This is a genomic window from Limimaricola cinnabarinus (assembly GCF_002723615.1).
Lineage (GTDB): Bacteria > Pseudomonadota > Alphaproteobacteria > Rhodobacterales > Rhodobacteraceae > Limimaricola > Limimaricola cinnabarinus_B.
This window is the reverse complement of the sequence record NZ_KZ304968.1, coordinates 1-21,047: the sequence shown is the minus strand read 5'-3', so window position 1 is coordinate 21,047 and position 21,047 is coordinate 1. Positions and strand designations below refer to the sequence as shown.

General features: G+C 65.4%; 16 protein-coding genes, 1 rRNA gene and 2 pseudogenes. 9 read left to right on the top strand and 10 right to left on the bottom strand.

All coding sequences use genetic code 11. The features are described 5' to 3' along the window. Positions 1–120 precede the first annotated feature (120 nt). The 5 genes and pseudogenes from CJ301_RS14445 (at position 121) to CJ301_RS14430 (ending at position 4,472) form a co-directional block, all read left to right on the top strand. Complete coding sequence (locus tag CJ301_RS14445; protein WP_162620547.1) at positions 121–1,887, top strand: M10 family metallopeptidase; 1,767 nt, start codon at positions 121–123, stop codon at positions 1,885–1,887. A 170-nt stretch (positions 1,888–2,057) separates the two neighbouring features. Further along, positions 2,058–2,885 carry a hypothetical protein gene (locus CJ301_RS14440; RefSeq protein WP_162620546.1) on the top strand — a complete coding sequence of 276 codons (828 nt, stop codon included), beginning with the start codon at positions 2,058–2,060 and terminating at the stop codon, positions 2,883–2,885. Positions 2,886–2,953: 68 nt separating this feature from the next. Continuing rightward, entirely contained in the window at positions 2,954–3,775 is an 822-nt protein-coding gene (locus CJ301_RS19265) for a hypothetical protein (protein WP_301553818.1), read from the top strand. 77 nt (positions 3,776–3,852) lie between these two features. After that, positions 3,853–3,909, top strand: a pseudogene (locus CJ301_RS19400) (hypothetical protein); the annotation flags it as partial. 32 nt (positions 3,910–3,941) lie between these two features. Further along, positions 3,942–4,472 carry a hypothetical protein gene (locus tag CJ301_RS14430; protein ID WP_254050166.1) on the top strand — a complete coding sequence of 177 codons (531 nt, stop codon included), beginning with the start codon at positions 3,942–3,944 and terminating at the stop codon, positions 4,470–4,472. A 52-nt stretch (positions 4,473–4,524) separates the two neighbouring features. Here the strand turns inward: CJ301_RS14430 and CJ301_RS14425 are convergent, their stop codons facing one another. After that, entirely contained in the window at positions 4,525–5,868 is a 1,344-nt protein-coding gene (locus CJ301_RS14425) for an IS1380 family transposase (RefSeq protein ID WP_099278087.1), read from the bottom strand. 451 nt (positions 5,869–6,319) lie between these two features. On the opposite strand from CJ301_RS14425, the gene CJ301_RS14420 reads away from it, so the two are divergent. The 3 genes from CJ301_RS14420 (at position 6,320) to CJ301_RS14410 (ending at position 10,110) form a co-directional block, all read left to right on the top strand. After that, on the top strand, positions 6,320–7,732 hold the full coding sequence (locus CJ301_RS14420) for an AAA family ATPase (protein WP_254050165.1): 1,413 nt from the start codon (positions 6,320–6,322) through the stop codon (positions 7,730–7,732). Between the two features lie 109 nt (positions 7,733–7,841). Beyond that, the gene (locus CJ301_RS14415; RefSeq protein WP_099278085.1) at positions 7,842–8,885 is read left to right on the top strand and encodes a hypothetical protein; all 1,044 of its coding nucleotides are present in this window, start codon (positions 7,842–7,844) and stop codon (positions 8,883–8,885) included. Between the two features lie 115 nt (positions 8,886–9,000). Next, positions 9,001–10,110 (top strand): IS110 family transposase, encoded by a 1,110-nt coding sequence (locus tag CJ301_RS14410; RefSeq protein ID WP_099278084.1) that lies wholly within the window; start codon positions 9,001–9,003, stop codon positions 10,108–10,110. Positions 10,111–10,526: 416 nt separating this feature from the next. Here CJ301_RS14410 and CJ301_RS14405 read toward each other — a convergent pair. The 9 genes and pseudogenes from CJ301_RS14405 to rarD form a co-directional block, all read right to left on the bottom strand. After that, positions 10,527–11,699, bottom strand: a pseudogene (locus CJ301_RS14405) (IS5 family transposase). Positions 11,700–11,872: 173 nt separating this feature from the next. Further along, on the bottom strand, positions 11,873–12,541 hold the full coding sequence (locus CJ301_RS14400; protein WP_099278083.1) for an ABC transporter ATP-binding protein: 669 nt from the start codon (positions 12,539–12,541) through the stop codon (positions 11,873–11,875). Between the two features lie 11 nt (positions 12,542–12,552). Continuing rightward, positions 12,553–13,875: a sugar transporter gene (locus tag CJ301_RS14395; protein WP_254050164.1), complete on the bottom strand. Its 1,323-nt coding sequence runs from the start codon at positions 13,873–13,875 to the stop codon at positions 12,553–12,555. A 33-nt stretch (positions 13,876–13,908) separates the two neighbouring features. After that, complete coding sequence (locus CJ301_RS14390; protein WP_162620545.1) at positions 13,909–14,907, bottom strand: glycosyltransferase; 999 nt, start codon at positions 14,905–14,907, stop codon at positions 13,909–13,911. An 11-nt stretch (positions 14,908–14,918) separates the two neighbouring features. Next, on the bottom strand, positions 14,919–16,070 hold the full coding sequence (locus CJ301_RS14385) for a UDP-galactopyranose/dTDP-fucopyranose mutase family protein (RefSeq protein ID WP_099278081.1): 1,152 nt from the start codon (positions 16,068–16,070) through the stop codon (positions 14,919–14,921). A gap of 115 nt (positions 16,071–16,185) precedes the next feature. Further along, entirely contained in the window at positions 16,186–16,980 is a 795-nt protein-coding gene (locus tag CJ301_RS14380; protein WP_254050163.1) for an ABC transporter permease, read from the bottom strand. 52 nt (positions 16,981–17,032) lie between these two features. Continuing rightward, positions 17,033–17,707 (bottom strand): hypothetical protein, encoded by a 675-nt coding sequence (locus CJ301_RS14375; protein ID WP_099278079.1) that lies wholly within the window; start codon positions 17,705–17,707, stop codon positions 17,033–17,035. A gap of 26 nt (positions 17,708–17,733) precedes the next feature. Further along, complete coding sequence (locus CJ301_RS14370) at positions 17,734–18,798, bottom strand: replication initiator protein A (RefSeq protein WP_099278078.1); 1,065 nt, start codon at positions 18,796–18,798, stop codon at positions 17,734–17,736. A gap of 692 nt (positions 18,799–19,490) precedes the next feature. Continuing rightward, positions 19,491–20,387, bottom strand: coding sequence for an EamA family transporter RarD (rarD, locus tag CJ301_RS14365; protein ID WP_099278077.1), 897 nt, complete (start codon positions 20,385–20,387; stop codon positions 19,491–19,493). A 522-nt stretch (positions 20,388–20,909) separates the two neighbouring features. Here rarD and CJ301_RS14360 point away from each other — a divergent pair. Beyond that, positions 20,910–21,047, top strand: a 16S ribosomal RNA gene (locus CJ301_RS14360); the annotation flags it as partial.

Here is a 21,047-nt window from a genome sequence, read left to right as displayed (position 1 = left end):
GGTCCGCCGGTCTCTCCAGTGATGTCAGATCGACATACAAATTCCCCATTTCTCCTCGAAAAAGGCGAGTGCTCCGCATGTCCGGAAGCGTCTTTCAGTTTACGGCGACGGAGATCCGCCATGCCCTCCTACGGAACCGCGGCGCAGTTCGCAGACTACCTTAAAACGGGTTATCACCGTGATGTCGGGCAGACGCCCTATTTCTTCAGCCCCAAGGATGCCAGCCTCATCACCTTCGACCTGAGCGGGCTTAGCGACAGTGGCAAGACGCTGGCTCGGTGGGCGATGTCGACCTGGGAAAGCGTACTCGATGTCTCGTTCCAGGAAAAAACCGGCGGCGCTAAGCTGAACTTCACCGACCACGCGTCCGGCGCCTGGGCCAAGACCGAGTACTGGTCCGACGGCACGATCAACAAGGCGACGGTCAATGTCAGCACCGACTGGGTCGAGCGCTACGGCACCTCGGTCGACAGCTACAGTTACCGCACCTACCTGCACGAGATCGGGCATGTGATGGGGCTGGGTCATTCCGCCAATTACGGCAGCGATTCGGCCGCTCATTACGACAATGACAGCTGGCAGATGTCCGTCATGTCCTATGTGGGCCAAGACGAGAACCCCTACGTCACGGCCAGCCGGGCGGTCAATGTCACGCCGATGGAGGCCGATCTCATCGCGCTGAAGGCGCTCTACGGCGCCAGCGACAAGGACATCACGGCGGGCAACACGATCTGGGGCCGAAACTCCAACCTCGACACGCCGCTCGGCGAGATGTTCCGCGCCATGGAGCACGCCAATTCGGGCAGCTACAAGGGCGGCGAAGGCTTCACCTTCTATCTCGAGGACGAGGACGGATGGGATCTGGTCGACTTCGCGCATGACGCAAAGGCCCAGACCATCGACCTGCGCGGCGGGCAGGCCTCCAGCCTGGTGGGCGAGGCCGAAAACATGCTGATCGCCCGTGACACGGTGATCGAACAGTACCGGGCCGGGTCCGGCGATGACGTCGTCGGCGGCAACGGCGTCGGCAACAGGATCTGGGGCAATGATGGCGACGACAGGCTGGCCGGGCGCGGCGGCAACGACAACCTGGCCGGCGGCCATGGCAACGACGTCATCTTCGGAAACTGGCATTCCGACCGCCTCTTTGGCGGCAACGGCCAGGACAAGCTCTTTGGCGGCCAGGGCAATGACAAGCTCTACGGGCAATGGGGCAAAGACTTCATCAAGGGCGGTCATGGCAACGACCTGATCTATGGGAACATGCATGCCGACCGCCTCTACGGAGAGGGTGGCTGGGACAGGATTTCGGGAGGAAACGGCAACGACAGGCTCTATGGCCAAGGCGGCAACGACGTGCTCCGGGGAGATGGCGGCGCCGATCTTCTCTTCGGGAACTGGCATTCCGACCGGCTCTACGGCGGGAGCGGAAATGACGGGCTTTTCGGCGGCAACGGCATCGACAGGCTCTATGGCCAGGGCGGAAGCGACCTTCTCAAGGGCGGTCATGGCCGGGACCTGCTCGCCGGGGGCTGGCACTCCGACCGCCTCTATGGGGAGGGGGGCGACGACAGGCTCGTCGGGCAGGCCGGCCACGACCTGCTCGCGGGCGGGGCAGGCAACGACGTGCTGACCGGCGGCTGGGGCAGCGACTGCTTCGTCTTCGAGGCGGGCACCGACCGGATCACCGACCACACCTCCGGTGTCGATCTCATCCAGTTCGACCTGTCGGGCATCGACAGGGCGCAGGGCATGACCCTGGACCAGCTGCGCGGCCTCGCCCGAGAGGTCGACGGCGATGTCGAGTTCGACTTCGGGTCCGGCCACCGTCTCATCGTCGAGAACCAGACCCCGGCCAACCTGATCTCGGATCTCGAGATCCTTTGACTCGGCCCATCTCCCTTCCGCCCCGGATCCGCGCGTCTTGAGACGCATTGGATCCGAAAGCGGGACAAGTGCCGCACCCTCGGCCCGAATGGGACCGAGGGGCGACACCGCGGCTTGGCATCCCTGCGCGCGTTCCAGGACCTGGAGGCGCCATGGCCCGGTTTTCTTTCGTGACGCATGCCCGCAGCGATGGCGACGCGGCACAGCCGCGCATCAGCGATCTGGCCTTTGACGCGGACGGCGCCACGCTGTTCGCGATCACGGTCGCCGGGGGAGAGGTCTCGGCCTGGAATAGCGGCGGCACCGGCCTGGCCCGGATCCACGCGCGCCAGATCGCCGGCAGCCCCGGCGCGGGCCCGGCGCCGGAGGTTGCGCCGATCGAGCTTGGCGGGCAGGCTGCGCTGATCGCGACCGGGACCGGCGCACCGCGGCTGCACATGCTGCAGGGCGATGGCGGGATCGGGGCGGCGCGGGCCCGGCCGGTCGGCTGGGGTAACGCGGCGCCCGCCGACCTGGAGACGGTGAAGCTGCAGAATGGCAGAATCATGGTCTACGGCGGGCTGGCGACGCGCGCAGGGGTCGCCGATATGCGCCTGACGGAGGGCGGCACATTGCTTTTGTCCGGCGTGACCGCGCGGCTCGGGTCCGTTTCTGCGCTGGCTTCCGCGGAGATCGGCGGGCGCGACTTCCTTTTCGCCGCCTCGGGCGGTGCGGAGACCGGTCTCACCGCGCTCCGGATCGGCGCCGGTGGCGCGCTCGATCCGCGGTCGGTCCTCACGCCAGAGGACGGGCTGTGGATCTCGGCGCCGACGGCACTGGAGCGGCTGACCCTGGGACAGGCGGAGCATCTCGTGCTCGGCGCGGCCGGCAGCAGTTCGCTGAGCGTGGCGCGGATCGGCTCCGACGGCACATTGGCGGTCACGGACCACGTGATCGACGACCGCGACAGCCGCTTTGGCGGCGTCACTGCGCTTGCCACGGCCACGCATCGCGGCTGAGGCTTCGTCGTTTCCGGCGGCGCCGATGACGGGATCTCGGTCCATGAGTTGCTGCCGGGGGGCGCTTGGTGGCGCTGGCACATCTGGCCGACAGCAGGGGGGCGTCCCTCGCCAATGTTTCGACCATCGCCGCCCGCGCCTCGGCGAAGGGGCTCGACATTTTGGTCGCATCCGCCAGCGAACCAGGAGTGACCCGGCTCGATCTGGACTTGCGCGGCGGGGTCCGCCGCTCCGGCGGGGGCGGCGATGACAGGATCTCGGGCGGCGGGGGCGACGACGTGCTGCGGGATGGTGGCGGCTCGGACACGCTCAGCGGCGGGGCCGGAGCCGATCTTTTCGTCCTGGACGCCGATGGCCGCCCCGACATCATCACCGATTTCGACCCGGAAAGGGACCGGTTGGACCTGTCTGCCTGGACCATGCTGCGAGACGTGTCGCAGATCGTCATGCGGCCCGAAGGATCGGGGCTGTGGCTCGAATACGGGGCGGAACGCCTCCTGCTGCGGGGCACGGGTGGGCAGCCGCCGGATCTCGCCGCGTTGCACAATGCCGACCTGATCGGCGGCACCCACTTGCCGGTGGTCGCGATGGCGGGCCACGCGGCACCGCCGCCGCAGCCCCCCATCGTCGCGCCGCGCCCCGTCACCGAGACGGCGGCAGCGCGTTGGGCCGAGGCACAGGCCCGCGCCGCGCTCGACGTCTGGGAGGAGGCCGAGGCGGTGCGGGAGGCGACGCAGGGGGCGCCGGGTCGGAAACCGGGGGACCCCGCGCCGGGGCAGAACGGGGATGACAGGCTGCAAGGCGGCTCCGAGACCGATCATCTCTATGGTCATGCCGGGTCCGACCATCCCTCGAGCGGCGACGGCAATGACTGGCTCTATGGCGGCTAGGGCCGGGACCGGCTCTACGGGGGGCGCATGACGACCGGCTCCTGGGCGGGTTCGGGGACGACCGGCTGCTCGGGGGCATGGGCAAGGACCGGCTCGAAGGGCAGATCGGCAATGACCGGCTCGAAGGCGGCAATGGCAACGACCTGCTCCAAGGCGGCAATGGATATTGCTGGGGCTGGGATCGGCTCGATGGTGGGGCGCACAGCGACCGGCTGCTGGCGGTCTGGGCAACGACCGGTTGTTCGGGGAGGCAGGCAGGGATCGCCTCGAGGGCCAGAATGGCTGCGATTGGCTCGGCGGCGGCAGCGGCAACGACCGGCTCTATGGCGGGAACGGAGCCGACGCCCTGCATGGCGGCTGGAGACGGGACCGGCTCGATGGAGGCGCGCATGGTGATCGGCTGACCGGCGGCCCCGGCGCGGATGTCTTCGTCTTCAACGGTGGAGACGACCATATCGTCGATCTCAGGGCCGCGCAGGGCGATCGGATTCTTCTCGATGATGCGCTCTGGCCGGGCGATCTCGAACCGGGCGAGGTGATCCGCCGGTTTGCCCATCGCCATGAAGGCGGCACCAGCCTCGAATTAGCCTGGATAATTCATGAAGCTGCAGTCTTCTGCTCAAGGGGCCAGTTTTCGGGGGCTCGGGTTTGTCACGCGCATCCGGCTTCGGCGTCCGGTTGGCAGGCCGGCCGGTGACTTTGGCTTGGGTCGTGTGGTTTGATGTTTCGGGGTTGTTGGAGCGCTCGCGTCAGGCTGCTTTCGGTGGGGCGAGGGCGTCGAAGAGAAGGTGGAGAAGCCCCTGTCGCGGGCACGATGCCGGCAGTGTGACGATGATCCGCGTCTTCTTTTCGACGATGGTGGCGGCCAGCTTGACAAGATGCAGCCGCAGCGTGTCGAACTGGGCGCGGCGCCACGGTGAACGCTTCGGGCAAGCCGCGCGGAGCTTCCACCAGATCCAGTAGGCGCAGCCGTGCAGCATCAGGCGCATCTGGTTGGCGTTGGCTTTTGAGCACGACGTCCGGTCTGCTGCGAGATGGGCCTTCCACGCTTTGATGTGGTTCTCGGCTTGGCCGCGCGCGGAATAGAGCTTCTCGTAAAGATGCTTGCCGCGGCCGCCCTCGAGATTGGTGACGATATAGCGGGTGTCGCGACCCATGGGGCCAACTTCGACGCGGGCGATGACGCGACGGGATTTCGACCACGACCGGGCTGCGTAGGAGAAGGTCTTGAACCGACGCAGCTTCTGGCCCGGCGTGCGGGCGTAACGCGCCGCCGTCGACGCCTCCAGGGCGGAGATGTTCTGCGCCAGACGGCCGTTCTTTGACAGGCCGAAGATATAGCGCAGGCCAAGAGTGTCACACAGGCCCAGAACCTCGGGGGTGCAGTAGTGGCTGTCGGCCCGCAGCAGGATTTCTGTCTTGGGCCAATGCCTGGCGATCTCCCGGATCAACCGACTGATATGGGCCGCGCTTTCAGCCCCCTTGGGGCGGCGGGCCGGGCGCAGCAGCGTTCCGACAAGCCGACCTTCGCCGTCGAAGACGACGATCGGCTGGAAGCCGAACTCGTCATAGAACGCATTGAACAGGCGCAGCCGCTGGTGGCCATGCACTGCGTCAAAGGTATCGTCGATATCGAGCACGATCCGGCTTGGGGGGCGTGCAAAGGACTGGCAGTAGAACCGGACCATCTCGCGACCCATGCGGATGAGGGTGCGAGCGTCAGGCAGGTTCTCCATGCGCGAGATCGTCGGTTGTGAACACAAGGCCGGCCCTGTTTCAGGGCCACGCTCCAGCGCAATCCTGAAGCTGGGATCGTGCCGCAGGGCTGTCGCATCATTGCCGTCTTCATACCCCGCCCCGATCATCATGATCCGGAAACGGAGGATGTCGCACAGGCTATGCTGAACTTTCGCCGGATCGCGCGGATCGTGCAGGCAATTGGCGAGCCGCTGCGCCAGGCCCGCCTTGCGCTCGATCTCGCGCAGCAGGGTCAGCCCGGCGTCGGAGCTCATGTCGGCGCCGTCAAATCCAAGCAGGATCGGCTTGCCATTGAGGGGTGACAGGCGGGGCGTGGAACACGTAGATTGGGTCATGGCGGAGGTCGTCCTCCTGAAAGCTGAATGTTTGGCGTCGACAACCAAAACATACGGCCTTTCAGGCAGTTACGCTACCTCCGCCGCCTTCTCGTGAATTATCCGGGTTAGGAGAAGGAGATCGCCTCTGGATCGAAGATCTGTCCCATCCCTCGATCCTGCCGGGTTGATCCTCATCGATTGAGCCGGTCCGGAATGTGCCTCCGGCTCTTCATCGGGGTTCGCGGGATAGGCGGCATCCGAGCCTTGGCTCCATTGCCCTAGCCTCCTCGGCTCATGGATTGAACGCGCCCGGTTTCCCGCGACCCCGATCATATTCGGGAGCGCAGACCCGCGCTGCAGCCGGCTGAGCGCGCCGTCACAAATTGGAAACCATTCCGGGAAATTTCACGAAGCCCCCCTCCCCTCCCTATGTACCGCGTTTTTGGGTAGGTATTGAGAAAAGCAGCACATGCCGGGGAAGCCAATGCACGGACAACCTTTACCACCCTATTTCCGCATCGACCCTGACACGGCCTTGGCCGAGCTTGGCACGCCGACGGACACCCAGGGCTTCGCCGTCATCGCCGAAGCCTGTGCGCGCGGGCGCTCCGATCTTGCCTCGCGCGGGCTGCGCGAGGACGGGGCTCGCCGCTTGCGCCCCTTCTCGACATGGGAGATCACCCGCTACCTGATCCCCGTGGCCCCCGCGCATTTCCGCCGCGTGCTCAGGGCCAACCCCGACCTGCCGCAGGGCCGCTCCGAGACCGAGGGCGGGGCCAAGTGGTTCACCCTCGACGAGGTGTTACGCCTGCGCGCGCATTTCGGCGCCGAAGGGTCGAAATCGAAACCCTATCTGCCCTACCGCCCGGAGGGGCTGCCTGCGAAGATGGTCGCGGTCGCCAACTTCAAGGGCGGCGTCGGCAAGACCTCGACCGTCGCGCATCTGGCGATGTCGGCGGCGCTCGACGGCTACAAGGTGCTGGTGCTCGATCTCGACAGCCAGGGCTCGATGACCTCGATCTTCGGCGGCCGCGTCGCCGATGAATGGCAAAGCGTCTACCCGCTGATCGCGCGACACTACGCCGAGCATCTCGAGGCCGAGAACACCCACCGCGCGTCGCGCGGCGAAACCGCGCTGCCGCTCGACGACACGCTGACCGAGGCGCTGGGGATCAGCGCCGGCGATCTCGTGCAGTCGACGCATTGGCCCAATATCGACCTGATCGGCGCGCAACTGAACCTCTACTGGGCCGAGTTCCAGATCCCGGTCTGGCGCATGGCCGCGCGCGGCTGGAAGCTGTGGGACGCGCTGACCGAGGTGCTGGAGCGCGACGGGTTGCTCGACGCCTATGACCTCGTCTTCATCGACACGCCCCCGGCGCTCGGCTACCTGACCATCAACGGGCTGGCGGCGGCGGATATCCTGCTGGTGCCGATGGGGGCATCGTTTCTCGAATTCGACAGCACGGGTCGCTTCTTCGACATGCTACACACCACCTTCGCCTCGATCGAGGAGGGCGAGAACACCGCCGCGCGCGCGCTGGGGCGCGACGAGACGGCGTTTCAATGGGATGCGGTGCGCACCATCGTCACCCGCTATGACGGCGCGCAGCAGGGCGAGCTGGCGGCGCTGATGCAGGCCTATCTCGGGCCGGTCATGAGCCCGCACCGGCAGGATTTCACCGCACTGATCGGCCAGGCCGGCGAGCAGGTGCAGGGCATCTACGAGGCCGATTACCGCGATTTCAACCGCGAAACCTATGCGCGTGGCCGCGAGACCTTCGACGAGACCTATGCCGCCTTCAAGAAGCTGCTGATGGGCATCTGGCGGCGCGAGGAGCTGGAGGCGCGGGATTCGCGGGATGCGCAGGCGGCGCAGTGACCGCCCCCGGTCCAGAATATTTCGCGGGCGAAACACTGCCAACCCTACCCTTCACCAAATCGCAACCCCCTGCCCCGATCCTGACGCGACACCTGCAAGGAGCCTGACCATGGCCAAGCGCAAGCGCCTCTCCCCGCCCCGCCTCGACGCCGCCCCCGAGGCCACGTTGGAAACCAAGTCCGCTTTCCCGAGCTACCCGCTCGGCATCGCGCCGACCCGGCAAATGCCGATCGCCTCCGTGGCGCGGGAAACGGCCGACAAGGCCGCGCTCGACGAGATGAGCCGAACGCTGAACGAAGCCCGCGAGGAGGGGCGGCTGATCCAATCGCTGCCGCTCGGGGAGATCGATGCCGGACACCTCGTGCGCGACCGCATGGAGAGCTGCGAGGAGGAGATGCAGGCGCTGGTCGACAGCGTGCGCGAGCGCGGCCAGCAGACCGCGATCGAGGTGGCCGATCTGGGTCCGGGCGCGCAGCCGCGCTGGGGGCTAATCTCGGGCTGGCGGCGTCTCATGGCGCTGCGACGAATCGCGGAGGAGGACGGCACGCCGGGCCGGGTGCTGGCGATCCCGCGCGCGCCGCGAAACGCCGCCGAGGCCTACCGCGCTATGGTCGAGGAAAACGAGATCCGCGTCGGGCTAAGCCATTACGAGCGCGCCCGCATCGTCGCCCGCACTGCCGATGCCGGTGTCTATGACAGCGATGCGGAGGCGCTGAAGGGCCTGTTCGGCGCCGCCACCCGATCGCGCCGCTCCAAGATCAAAAGCTTCGTGCGGGTGGTGCGCGCGCTCGACGACGCGCTGTGTTTTCCGACGCAAATCGGCGAGCGGCTGGGTCTGGAACTGGCCCGCGGGCTCGATGACGACCCGAACCTTGCCGTTCACCTGCGTGCGTGCCTTGTGGACGAGACACCGGGCAGCTCTGAGGCTGAAGCCGCCTTGCTTAGCGCCGCCCTCGAAACACTGGCCGCAGATGGTGCATATTCCGCGGCTTCTCGATCCGATCAGTCGCCGGACCGAAAATCGGTCGAGATCCGGCCCGGACTGATTTACCGAGAAACCGCAAAGGGGCTGGTGCTGTCTGGTGAGCTGCTGCGCCGGGCAGAGGTGCGCGAGCGTATCCTGCAGCTGCTCAGAGAAGATACCGCACTCTAGACCCCATGATCGCGCTGTGAGCTGACTGGGTCAGTGGCCTCTCCCACGGCATTCTCCGTTCGAGGGTTGCGCCAGATTGGCTGGTGCCGAGCCTCAAGAATGGGGGAGAGACCATATGCAAGATAGCATGTTCATCGGACTGGATGTCCACAAGGCGACGATCTCCGTTGCGATTGCGAAGGAGGAGCGTGGTGGCGAGGTGCGTCACTGGGGGACAATCCCGCACCGACCCGACCACGTCCGAAAGCTGGCGGAAAAGTTGGGCACTGGCGGGCGCCGACTGCATTTTTGCTATGAGGCGGGGCCGTGCGGATACGGCCTGCACCGCCAACTCGTGGAGCTGGGGCATGACTGCATCGTGGTCGCGCCCTCGCTCATACCGGTAAAGGCAGGCGACCGTGTGAAGACCGATCGGCGGGATGCGGTGATGCTGGCGAAGCTGCACAGGGCGGGCGAACTGACGGCGGTGTGGGTGCCTGACGCGGCGCATGAGGCGATGCGGGATCTGGTTCGGGCCCGGGCGACCGCGATGCGAGTGCTCGGCAAAGCGCGGCAGCATCTACAGGGTTTCCTGCTCCGTCATGGGCGCATCTATCCGGGCAAGAAGGGCTGGACGGTTGCCTATCGGCGATGGCTGACGACGGTGCGCTTCCAGCATCCTGCGCAGCAGATTGTGTTCCAAGACTATGTCGATGCCGTGAGCGATGCCGAGGCTCGTGTTGTGAAGTTGACCGGGCAGATCGCCGACCTGCTGCCGAGTTGGGATTTGGCGCCTGTGGTCGAAGCTGTTCAGGCCATGCGTGGCGTGGCCTTCATCGTGGCCGTGACTGTGGTGGCCGAGGTCGGCGATTTCCGGCGGTTCGACAATCCCCGGCAGCTGATGGCTTATCTCGGGCTCACACCCTCCGAGCATTCCAGCGGCGCCAGCGTGCGCCGGGGCGGGATCACCAAGGCGGGCAGTGGCCTCGCGCGACGCGCCTTGATCGAAGGTGCGTGGAGCTACCGGATGCAGGCGCGTGTCAGCCGCAAGCTTCACGACAGGATCGAGGGCTTGCCCAAGGCTGTCCGTGACATCGCTTGGAAGGGGCAATTGCGGATGTGCCAGCGCTATCGGCACCTGATCGCTGCCGGAAAGGCAAAGGTGGTTGTCACTACGGCCATTGCTCGCGAGATGGTCGGCTTCATCTGGGCCATCGCCAGAGCGGTAACGGCCACCCCGGCCTGATAGGCCAGCATTCGAGACGTAGAAGACAAAGACGCTCCGATCATGCTGATGCGCAAGGTTGGAGGCGGAACGCGGTGGGGAACCCTCGTGCCCTGTTATGAGCCGACACAGTCGACGCTCGCCATTTAGACCGAGGCAGCCCCAGGACGAAACCACGGTCATGCGGTAGCCAACCCGCGCATGAGAGCTTGCTCAACCGTCGTCTCAGTTCCGTCTCCTACCTTGCGCATCTACATCCTGTCGCGCCCGGCTCGACCGGGATAGTCGGCGTTAAACAGAGGCTTGACAGCGATCATGAGAGCAGGCCGCTGAAGAAGTCGCTGAGGCAGAACCGCTTTCCTTTGACTGGTCTGGCTGCCTCGAGCTCCCGATGTGTCGTCGCGAACGGTATGCGCTGCTGATGCCGCCTTTCGGCATCATGCAGCCAGCAATCGAGGCAACCTGGCGAGGTTGTTGGCCGCCATTGTCAGAACGAAGCGGGAGCGCACTCGCTCGACGCCGCGATAGACCGTCTGGACCATCCCGCCCATGGTCTTGGCCCAGCCGAATGCCTCTTCGATCCGCTTTCGTTGCTTGAGGGACAGGTCGTAGCCCTTGTGCCGGGTGGTGCGCCCATCAATCGCTGAGTAACGCGATTTCTGTGCGACATGCGGTGTCACGTAGGCTTGGCGTAGGTCAGCAACGAACTCGGCGGCGTCATATCCCTTGTCCGCCCCGAGGGTCAGCTTGCGGGTCGATCCCGGGGAGTGGCGATGAACCATGCCGAGTGCGGCACGCCGTTCAGCATGGCCGTCCGCTTCAGTCAGATCACCTTGGACGATCAGGCCGCTGCGGTTCTCCATCAGAGCATGGCCGATGAAGCACAGCATCGCCCCGATGCCGGGCGACTTCTTGTAGAGCCGGGCGTCCGGATCGGTGGTCGAGACATGGGTGGCGTTCGAACGCTTACTGCCCCGGAAATCGACCTCGGCGTTGCGGTGCTGGCGGGTGGGGCGGGGCATCGGATCGGTCTCGGTTTGGGGTGGTTCAGGCTGGTCGGTAGCGGTCGTGTCTGGCGAGGGCAGGTCGCTCGGTCCTTCGTCATCAGGGGGTGCGATGTCTGGCTTCGGCTGAAAGCTCTTCATCGAAGCCCAAGCTTTGACCAGCGTGCCGTCGACCGAGAAATGCTCGTCCGACAAGAGTGGCGCGACCTCTCGGTGCGCCAAGATCGCCGCCATCACCTTGCGCGACATCTCGGTCGTCAGCAGTCGGTCGCGGTTCTTCGTGAACACCGTAGGGACCCAGACCTGGTCGTCGATGCCCAGCCCCACGAACCAGCGGAACAGCAGGTTATACTGCATCTGCTCCATCAGCTGCCGTTCAGAGCGAACCGAGAACAAAATCTGGAGCAGGCTGGCCCGGATCAGCCGTTCCGACGCGATCGAGGGACGGCCGAAATCAGCATAGAGCGCTGCGAACTCGGCATCCAAGCTGACGAGCGCGTCGTTTATCACTTGTCGGATCTAGCGCAGCGGGTGACGTGCCGGGATGCGCGCCTCCAGATCAACATAGCTGAACAGCGAGCCGCTCGTCTCGTCCGTGCCGCGCATCACCACCCTCGCCCTCGTCGCCCAGAGAGGTGAAGCATGCTCCTCAAACCAAGTCGAGGGCCGACTTCTTCAGCGGCCTGTTAGGAGCGCCGGAAGACGTCATGTGAAGCCATAAAAAGGTCAACACACCTGACCGTTTCGCGCGCGAAACACCAGAGAGGATTGCCTCTCGATCACTCCTCTTCAGCGGACCCCATGTTTCGTTGGTGCTGGGCGATGGCTTCCTCGATATCCTCGAAGTAGTCGAGATGGCCGTTCTCCAGCACCACGCCGGCGGTGCAGAGTTTGCGGACCTGGGCCATCGAATGGGTGACCACGATCGCGCCCGCGCTCTTCATCCGTTCGAGGAAAATGACCCGGCTCTTTCGCCTGAAGTTGGCATCCCCGACGGAAGTGACCTCGTCGACCAGATAGGTGTCGAAGGGAACGCCGATCGAAACGCCGAAGGCAAGACGCGACTTCATCCCCGACGAGTAGGTGCGTACCGGCGAATAGAAGTGTCCGCCGAGTTCCGCGAAATCCTCCACGAAGGCCACCAGCTCCTCGGTGTCGACACCATAGACCCGGGCCACGAAGCGCACGTTCTGCACGCCCGTCAGGTCCTGGTGAAAACTGCCCGAAAAGCCGACCGGCCAGGACACGGAACCCTGGCTGACGACCCGCCCCTTCGTCGGCTGTATCGTGCCGCCGATCATGCCCATCAGGGTCGATTTGCCAGCCCCGTTTCGCGCAAGGAGCGCCACAGACACGCCGCCGGGAAAGGTGAGCGACGCCCGGTCGATCACCGTCTTGCGCCCCCGCGGGGTCATGAAGCTCTTGCTCAGATTCTCGAGGCGGATCACCGCGAAACCCCTCAGCGGCGGTCGCGCAGGGAGTAGAAGATCAGGCTGCCGATCGCCCAGATCAGGAAACCGAACAGGGCCACGATGCCGATCATCAGCTCGCGTTGCGGGTATTTCGACTTCTCGGCCAAGGTCGGCCGGATATAGCGGGCCAGGTAGCGGTTCTGCCGGTCGGCTTCGGCCAAGGCGGCATCATAGGCGGAAAGAGCCGCGGTATAGGCCCGCTCGGCAAATTCGCGATCGACGCTGAGCCGCTCGAACTCGGCGATCGTCGTCGCATAGCTCTCTCCGTCGGCATCCCCATTGGTGCCGAATTTCTGCCGTTCCTCGGCAATCCGCTCGCGGATCACCTCGATCCGCCGCTGCGCCTGTTCGGTCCTGGGATCGCCCGCCCTGACGTTCTCGGGCAGGAGGTCGAAGTCGATCAGCGCCGTGGCGAGCTGCGCCTGCAACGTGTTGAGAAGACCCATCTGCCCCTGGATGTCGGCGCTGGGGTCGACGATCTGGTTCTGGATCCGGAACGCGGTCAGCGCCTCGCGGGCCTGTTTCAGCCGTTCCAGCGCCTGATCGAGATCGGCCCGCGCGTAGCGGGTCGCGTCCTCGCGCGCCTGCGTCGAGAGCGCGTTGATGGTTGCCGAACCCTCCTCGTAGATCGCCTGGGCGATGGCCTGCGCCTCCTCCGGAGAGAAGGCGAGCGCCCGCAGCTCCATCAGCCCCGAACCGGTGTCATAGGAGATGTTGAGCATCCGCCGCCAGTAATTGGTCAGATCCTCGATCGATCCGGACGGGTCGAAACTCAGCAGGGGGTCGGTCTCATGGTAGCGCGACCACATCCTGCGCAGGTCGAGTTTCGCATCGATCTGCCGCACGATCTCCTGGCTGCGCACAAACTCGTAGAGGATGGCGGAATCGTCTGAGCCGCTGCCGCCGAGGCCGGCGCCGAGCCCGCCGAGCAGATCCGCAGCGCTGGTCAGCTCTTCGCTGCGCACGGTGAAACCCAGCGTCGAGGCATATTGATCGGCGGCGCGGCTGTAGAGATACCAGCTGGCCGCCCCGGCCGGTGCCAGCACCACCAGAAGAAAGGACAGCAGCAATCCCCAATGCCGTGTCCTAGCCTGCGCCGGCCGCGCCATCGGACGGATCACGACCGGCCCGGAATCCGCCTCCTCGCGGGCTTTCTTGGCGGCATGGCGCGCCAGGCGCAATCTGCGCCGCAGCAGGTGCAGATTGGCCTCGTTCTGCGTGTCGGGGGCCGAGCCGGGTTCGGATGTGCTCTCCGCCTGCGCATCAGACCTCTCGGCCTCGGGGGCGGTATCGGGTTGGGAGGACGCCATGCGCGGAACCTTCTGCTCGGGCTGCGGCGCAGCTTAGCGGTTTGGCCGGGCAGGGGCCAGCACCGTCCCGTGCAACCTGTCATTGCGGCCGCGGTGGCCCCTCAGCCCGTCCCGCAGGCCTTCCCACATCATCCGCCGGTAGAGACTACGGCTCTCGGGCGAGCAGCAGCGACCGCGCCGCCACCAGACCAGCGTGTAATAGGCCAGTGCCGCGGGAAACACGATCGGGCCCGCCGCTTCGCGCGCGATCTGCACACCGTTGCGGCAATGGTAATAGATCTTCCACAGCGGCCGGTAGACAAAGCCCTCGCCCATGGTGCCGCAATCATGGGTAAAGCGCAGCTGCGGCCAGAGCTCCATGCGCAGACCCGCGCGGCGCAGCCGCAGGCTGTAGAGCACGTCGTCGCCATAGAGGAACAGACCGGCTTCGGGGCGCAGGCCAAGACCGCGCACGGCGCCCCGGCTGACAAAGAAGCCGACGAAGGAGGCCACGTCGAGCGAGCGCGGCGGTGCCGTCGGCGCCAGATCGGCATCCGTCACCTTGAACTGACTGCGACCGCCCAACAGCGTGCGCGCGAGTACCGGGGCGTGCCAGAACGGATTCAGGTTGGGCCGGTTCATCTCGCAGACCGTGCCGTTCGGGTAGGACACCGCCGCCGCGAGCGCGCCGAGCGCGCCGGGGCCGGTGGCGTCGGGGTCGAGATCGGCCGCGTCGCGGCGAAACCGCTCGAAGGTGCCGGGCTGCGGCCAAGCGTCGTCATCGAACAGCACGCACCAGGCGGCTGGATCGGCGCCGCCCATCGCCGCCTCGAGCCCCGCCGTGAAACCGCCGGCGCCGCCGCCATTCTCGGACAGCTGCAGCACCCGAAGCCGCGGATCGTCCTGCGCGGCGAGCCAGTCGGCGGTGCCGTCGGTCGAGGCGTTGTCCACGACATGAACCCGGTCGACCGCCTCGTCGAGCACCCGCGACAGGGTCTGGCGCAGGGCGTCGAGACGGTTGTAGGTGACGATGACGGCGGCGAGAGTGGTCACGGGCGCGCTCCTCAGACCGAGTCAGCCACGAAGGCCGGCATGGCCCGGCCCGAGCGGCGTGCGTCGAGGAAGGTGTCGGCAGCCGTCATTGCCTCGCGGATCGTCACGTCCATGTCGAGATAGCGATAGGTGCCCAGACGGCCCACGAAGGTCACGTTCTGCTCGTTAAGGGCGCGCTCCACATAGTCGTTCAGCAGCGCTTTTTCCTCGACCAGCCGGATCGGGTAGTAGGGAATGTCGTCAGGCCCGCAGGCGCGCGAGGTTTCGCGATAGAGCACCGAGCCCTCGTGCTCTTCCCAGGGCGAGAAGTGCTTGTGCTCGGTGATCCGGGTTTGCGGCACCTGCGGGTCGCCGTAGTTCATCACCGCGCAGCCCTGCCAGTCGCCCATGGCCCGGAACCGCTCGAAATCGAGCGTGCGGTAGCCTAGACGGCCCAGATCGAAGCCGTAGAAGCCGTCGAGCGGGCCGGACCAGAACACGTGGTCCCACCCCTCCGCTTGTTTTCGCTCGAACCGCGTGTCGAGATGCACGGTGATGCCCGGATGATCGAGAATGTGCTCGACCATGGCGGTGTAGCCGTCCTCGGGCATGCCCTGGAACCGGTGGAAGAAGTAGTTGTCGTCGTAGTTGAACCGCACCGGCAGCCGCTTGAGGATCGAGGCGGGCAGCTCGGCCGGCGAGCAGCCCCACTGCTTTTCGGTGTAGCCCTTGAAGAAGGCCTCGTAGAGATCGCGGCCGACGAAGGCGAGCGCCTGCTCCTCGAAGCTCTGCGGGTCGGTGATGCTCTTGTCGGCCTGCGTGGCGATGAAATCGCGGGCCTCTTCGGGACGCATGGTGCGCCCATAGAACTGGTTGATGGTGTGCAGGTTTATCGGCAGCGAGAAGACCTGCCCCTGCGTGGTCGATTTCACCCGGTTCTTGTAGGGCAGAAAATTGGCGAAGCGGTTGACGTAGTCCCAGACGCCCTCGTCATCAGTGTGGAAGATGTGCGGCCCGTAGACATGCATCATCACCCCGGTCTCGGCGTCGCGCTCGGTGTGGCAATTGCCGGCGACATGCGGCCGCGCATCCATCACCGTGACCGCGTGCCCGGCCTCAGCCAGCCTACGCCCGATCACGGCGCCCGAAAGCCCCGCGCCCACCATGACGATCCTGTCGCCCATGCCTGTTCCTCGTCGCGCCATTTTGTGCCCTCTATCCCAGAATGGCCGCTCCAGCCAGATCCGGGAGGCTTGAACTGCAGGAAACCGCGCCTCGCACCGGGTCGAAGCGGAGACGTCAGTTCTCCAGTACCTTCTTGTGATAACGGCGGAGAAACAGCAGCCCGAACAGGGTCAGCATCCCGGCCGCTCCATAGCCGAAGGAAAGCGACACGTAAGAAGCCTCGTAGGTCGCGTAGAAGCCCCGCCGCATCTCGCCGACCGCGTGCAGTATCGGGTTCCACCACAGGATGTCCTGCACGAGGGACGGCATGTCCTCATAGATGAAGAATATCCCCGAGGCGAGAAAAAGAGGGCGCGAGACGATGGCCCAGACCTGTCCCCAAAGCGGGTAAAGACCGATCAGCAGGCAGTTCATCAGGCCGACTCCGATCCCGACGGCGGCGGCAAGTCCGGCCCCCGACATGATCGGTCCAGGATCCAGCGTGGCGCGGGCATCGGTGAACCAGAGGATGCCGCCAATGACGATCAGCAGGACCATCGCGTTGGTCAGCAGGTTCAGGATCAGGCGCGACAATATCGCGTCGATCCAGGTGACACGGGGATAGGCCAGTAACGGTTTCGAGTAACGCAGGGCGGCGGCCAGCTTGCCGGCCATGGCACCATACAGGGTGAAGGGCAGGTAACCCGTCGCATAGAACAGGATGAAGCTGTTGCCGAGAGAGGGGGCGCGCAGCACCAGCGAGAAGGCCAGCGCCAGCACCATGATCGCCGCGACGGGCTGCAGCACCGCCCAGACATACCCCCCCGGTGAGCGGCCATAGGTCGAGCTCATTTCGCGCAACGTGAGCGCGGCAATGGTCCGCAAGGCCTGAAACCGGGGGGGCTTCAGTCCCGGCAGCGTCTGGGTCACCGGATGGGTCAAACCCTGCTCCCGCGAGTCCGGCATGTGCTCCGCCACCCTGTCATCGGCGGCCGACCGCCAAGGAGAAGATCCCGCTGCGCGCGCGCAACTCGTTCAGGCGCCAGCCGGCGTCACCGACATCGTAGCTCAGCTCGAGCGTGAGCCGCGTCACGCCGATCGGTTCGAGGTAGCCGGGGCCCTTTTCGATCCGATACCCCGCGTGGCAGACAACTCGGCCCGCCTCTCGGGTCTCTTCCACCGCCCTCAGCACCCCCACGCGCCGCCCGTCATAGATCCGTAGCCCGTCGGGGCAGGAGGTCGCCTCCAGAAGTCGCCCGAAGGCGCTCACCGGGTCGAGCACGGGGCTGATCACGGCGGCGGGGGCGGTGAGCGCGGTGCGCTCCGCCTCGGGCGTCAGCGCCACCTCGCGCAGCTCTCCGCCCTCGGTGCGCATCGAGACGTCGCGCGACTTGCGGGTGGAGCGGGTGCGGCCCGAATGGCGCGCGACTGCGCCGGTGCTCACGGTGCGGCCCAAATAGCTGCCGTCGAACACCCCGAACGGCGTGCTGTCGAGCAGCAGGGTCAGGTCCTGCGTGCCGCCCGAACGGGTATGGGTGATCCGCCCCAGATGGTCGCCGGCGAGAGAGACGTCGAAACGTTCCTCGGCCTGCGCAGGCTGGGCGAAGAACAGCCCCAGGCCGATGACGGGAAGCAGGCGCAAAACGGGCAGGAGCATGAGGGGCCTTCGCAAAAGGGGAACGGTCAGATCAGGCGGCTTTGGCGGTTGCGGCAGAAACCGAGGAAGGCGGCGGGGCCGTCGCGCGGGGCCTCGGTGATCCAGTCGCGCCATTCGCGCTCCACCACTGCGATGTCCATGCCGGGCAGGATGCCGCGGGCTTCGTCGCGCACCGCCTCGGAGAGCGGCGGCAGGGCCGGGCTCCCCATCTCGGGCGTGACGGTGCCGCGGTTGCGAAACACCACCATATCGCTCTTGTCGTCATAGGCGACGTGGTAGTCGGGGAGATGGTCGGTGTGCGCCATCTCCTTCATGGTGTGGCGGAACCGCTTGAGCTCGGAGCGCGCGCCGGTGCGCATCAAGAGCTTTTCGAGCCCAATCTGCCAGCGCGGCTGCGAACCGCAAAGCTTGCGCGCGATCTCGTAGACGCGGCGCTCGATCGGCTTGCGCAGGCGGAAATAGTCGCGGTGCAGCGTCAGCACCGATTTGCGGCGGATCGAGTTGTAGACCCATTCGGAGAGCTGGATCTCGGCATGCATGATCCTGCCTGTCTCCTCGTCGCCCTTGCGCACCACGGTGGCGCGCTCGACAAGGTGGAACCAGCCGCGCGCCTCTTCCTCGCTCAGCGGCATGTTGCCGCCGCCTGAGCGGGTGGTGATGTTGGTCTTGATGACGGTGCCCATCAGCCGGTCGAGCGCCTCGCAGAAGGCGTCGTAATCCTTGCCGCCGGTGCCGCGGTTCACGAAGATCAACAGGTCGCGCGGGTTGAAGCGCAGCACCCGGTCGACGCGTTCGCCGCGGTTGAGCTTGTTCATGATCTGGCTGACCGCGTAGATCAGGATGTCCTTGTCGTAGATTGTCGCCTGCCCCTTGGCCGAGGGGATGATCTCGACCCAGTTCGGCCCGTGCTCGTAGCGGCGGATCGACATGTCGGGCTTTTTCGACAGGGCGTAGAACGGGTGCTCCATCGAGGGCACCAGATCCTTGAGCACGGCTTCCGCAACGTCGCAGATGCTGTAATCAATCTGCGGATGGCGCTCGGGCAGCAGATGGTCGATGGCGGAGCCGAAATCCTGCGCGTGTTCTGGCATCCGGGTCTCCTTGGAAAAGACGGCTTCGGCCCGGCTGAGACAAGTCGTTGATCATTCCATGATTCGTGGAATCAGGAACCCCGAGGCGAAGAAAGCTCCGCCAGTGTTCGGGGTATCAGGGACGAGGTGGGATTTCAACCCGCAAATTTCGCCCTGTCTTCGGGAAAACGGGAACAGCGCGGTCTTTGGAAAAAGGTGGGTTCTGGCGCTCTCTCGATTCGATTCGGGGTATTCGGAACTGCGATTTACAGATCATGGGGCAAGTCAAACGCTTCGGGGTATCGTGAACGATTTTCCGCTTCGATCTCTTCTCGGCCCGGATCGAGAGGGCCGCAAGCGGGCGCTCTCTGGAGGACGCTCGGGGCCCCATCTATAGTGTTATATAGTGTTATATAGTGTTACGGGTCCAAAAATGGTCCGTAACACTATATTATAAAAGACGAATTTCGAACGCTCGGTTCCTAATGTCCGCGTTTTGGTTCCTGATGTCCGCGAAACGGTTCCTGATGTCCGCAAACGGGGCATCACTTATGAACAGGATATCAACAGACTTATCCACAGACTTCGGGGCGGTTCCTGATCTCCGCGAAACCGCCCCGGTTCCCGATGTCCGCGTCTGACGGTTCCTGATGTCCGCAAGAGGGCGGTTCCCGATGTCCGCAGCCCGGTTCCCGATGTCCGCGAACGCCGCTTCAGCCGGCGGCCGGGCGCTTGGCGCGCCGCAGCATCGATCCGGTGTAGATTACCAGCGCCAGCCAGATCATCGGAAAGGCCACGCGCCGCGCCGGGTCGAACTCTTCGCCGAAGAGCAGCACCGCGGTGAGAAAGATCATGGTCGGCGCGATGTATTGCAGGATGCCGATGGTCGAGAGCCGCAGCAGCTTGGCGCCGTTGGCGTAGATCATCAGCGGCACCGCCGTCACCGCGCCGCAGCCCAGAAGCAGCCCGACATCGAGCGTGGCCCCGTCGCCGAACAGCCCGCTGCCGCTCAGCGTCACCCAGCCGAGATAGGTGATCGCCGGCGGCGTCAGGATCAGCACCTCCAGTAGGAAGCCCTGGTTGGGGCCAATCGGCAGCGACTTCTTACAAAACGCATAGGCGCCCCAGCTGAAGGTCAGCCCCAGCGCCACCACCGGGATGCGCCCCGAGGCCAGCGTCAAGATCACCACCGCCGCGCCCGCGAGCGCCACCGCCACGAGCTGCAGCCGGCTGAGCCGCTCGCCCAAGAGCACCGCGCCGAGGAACACCGAGAAGAGCGGGTTGATGTAATACCCGAGTGCTGCGTCGAGCGCTTGTCCCGCGGCGATCGCCCAGACATAAATGCCCCAGTTCACCGAGATCAGCGCCGCGGTGACCATCGCCATGCCGACCATGCGCGGCGTGCGCAGCGCGTGGCGCAGATCCGCCAGCCGCCGCGTCCACAACAGCACCAGCCCGGCGATCGGCACCGACCACAGGATGCGATGCGCGACCACCTCCGCGGGCGGGATATGCGCGAGCGCTTTCATGTAGAGCGGTAGCACTCCCCACATCAGGTAGGCCGTGGTGGCCAGCACGAAGCCCTTGGGGCTGTCCTCGTTCGCTTGCATGGGGGCTCCTTTCCTCGCTCGGACATGCCTCGCGCTTCGGGCGGCGCACGGCAAGAGCGGGCGTGACTGAGGGTGCCGGAAGGAGGAGCGAAAAGCAGCGTGATCGGGCTTACCCTGCGTCGCGCAAATTTCTTGAAAAAAGCGCTTGCGGGTCCAGGTGGCTATCCGTAGAAGGCCCCTCACCGGCGGCGCAGAGATGCACTGACGGGGACACATTCCGGAGGGGACGAGGCGCGGCGCCGCAAGTTAGGGCGCTGTTGTTTTGGTTTCCTCCACGCTCTTTGACATTGATGATATCTGAAGAGATATGCGGGCGGCTTCGGTTCATTTCGATGGATCAACGTCTGTATGTCGCGCCGGTAGGGGCTTGCCCCGATGACCGGTGTCAGCTTCACCGTTTGACGGTCTTTCGGTTTCTCTTTGAAACCTGGAAGCACATGTCAGACGGATGACTGTCCCATCCAGCCGGATGGGACGATGTGCAGAGGTTCGAACGTCAAGGATAACCGTGCAAGCGGTTTTCAACTTGAGAGTTTGATCCTGGCTCAGAACGAACGCTGGCGGCAGGCCTAACACATGCAAGTCGAGCGAGACCTTCGGGTCTAGCGGCGGACGGGTTAGTAACGCGTGGGAACGTGCCTCTCTCTACGGAATAGTCCC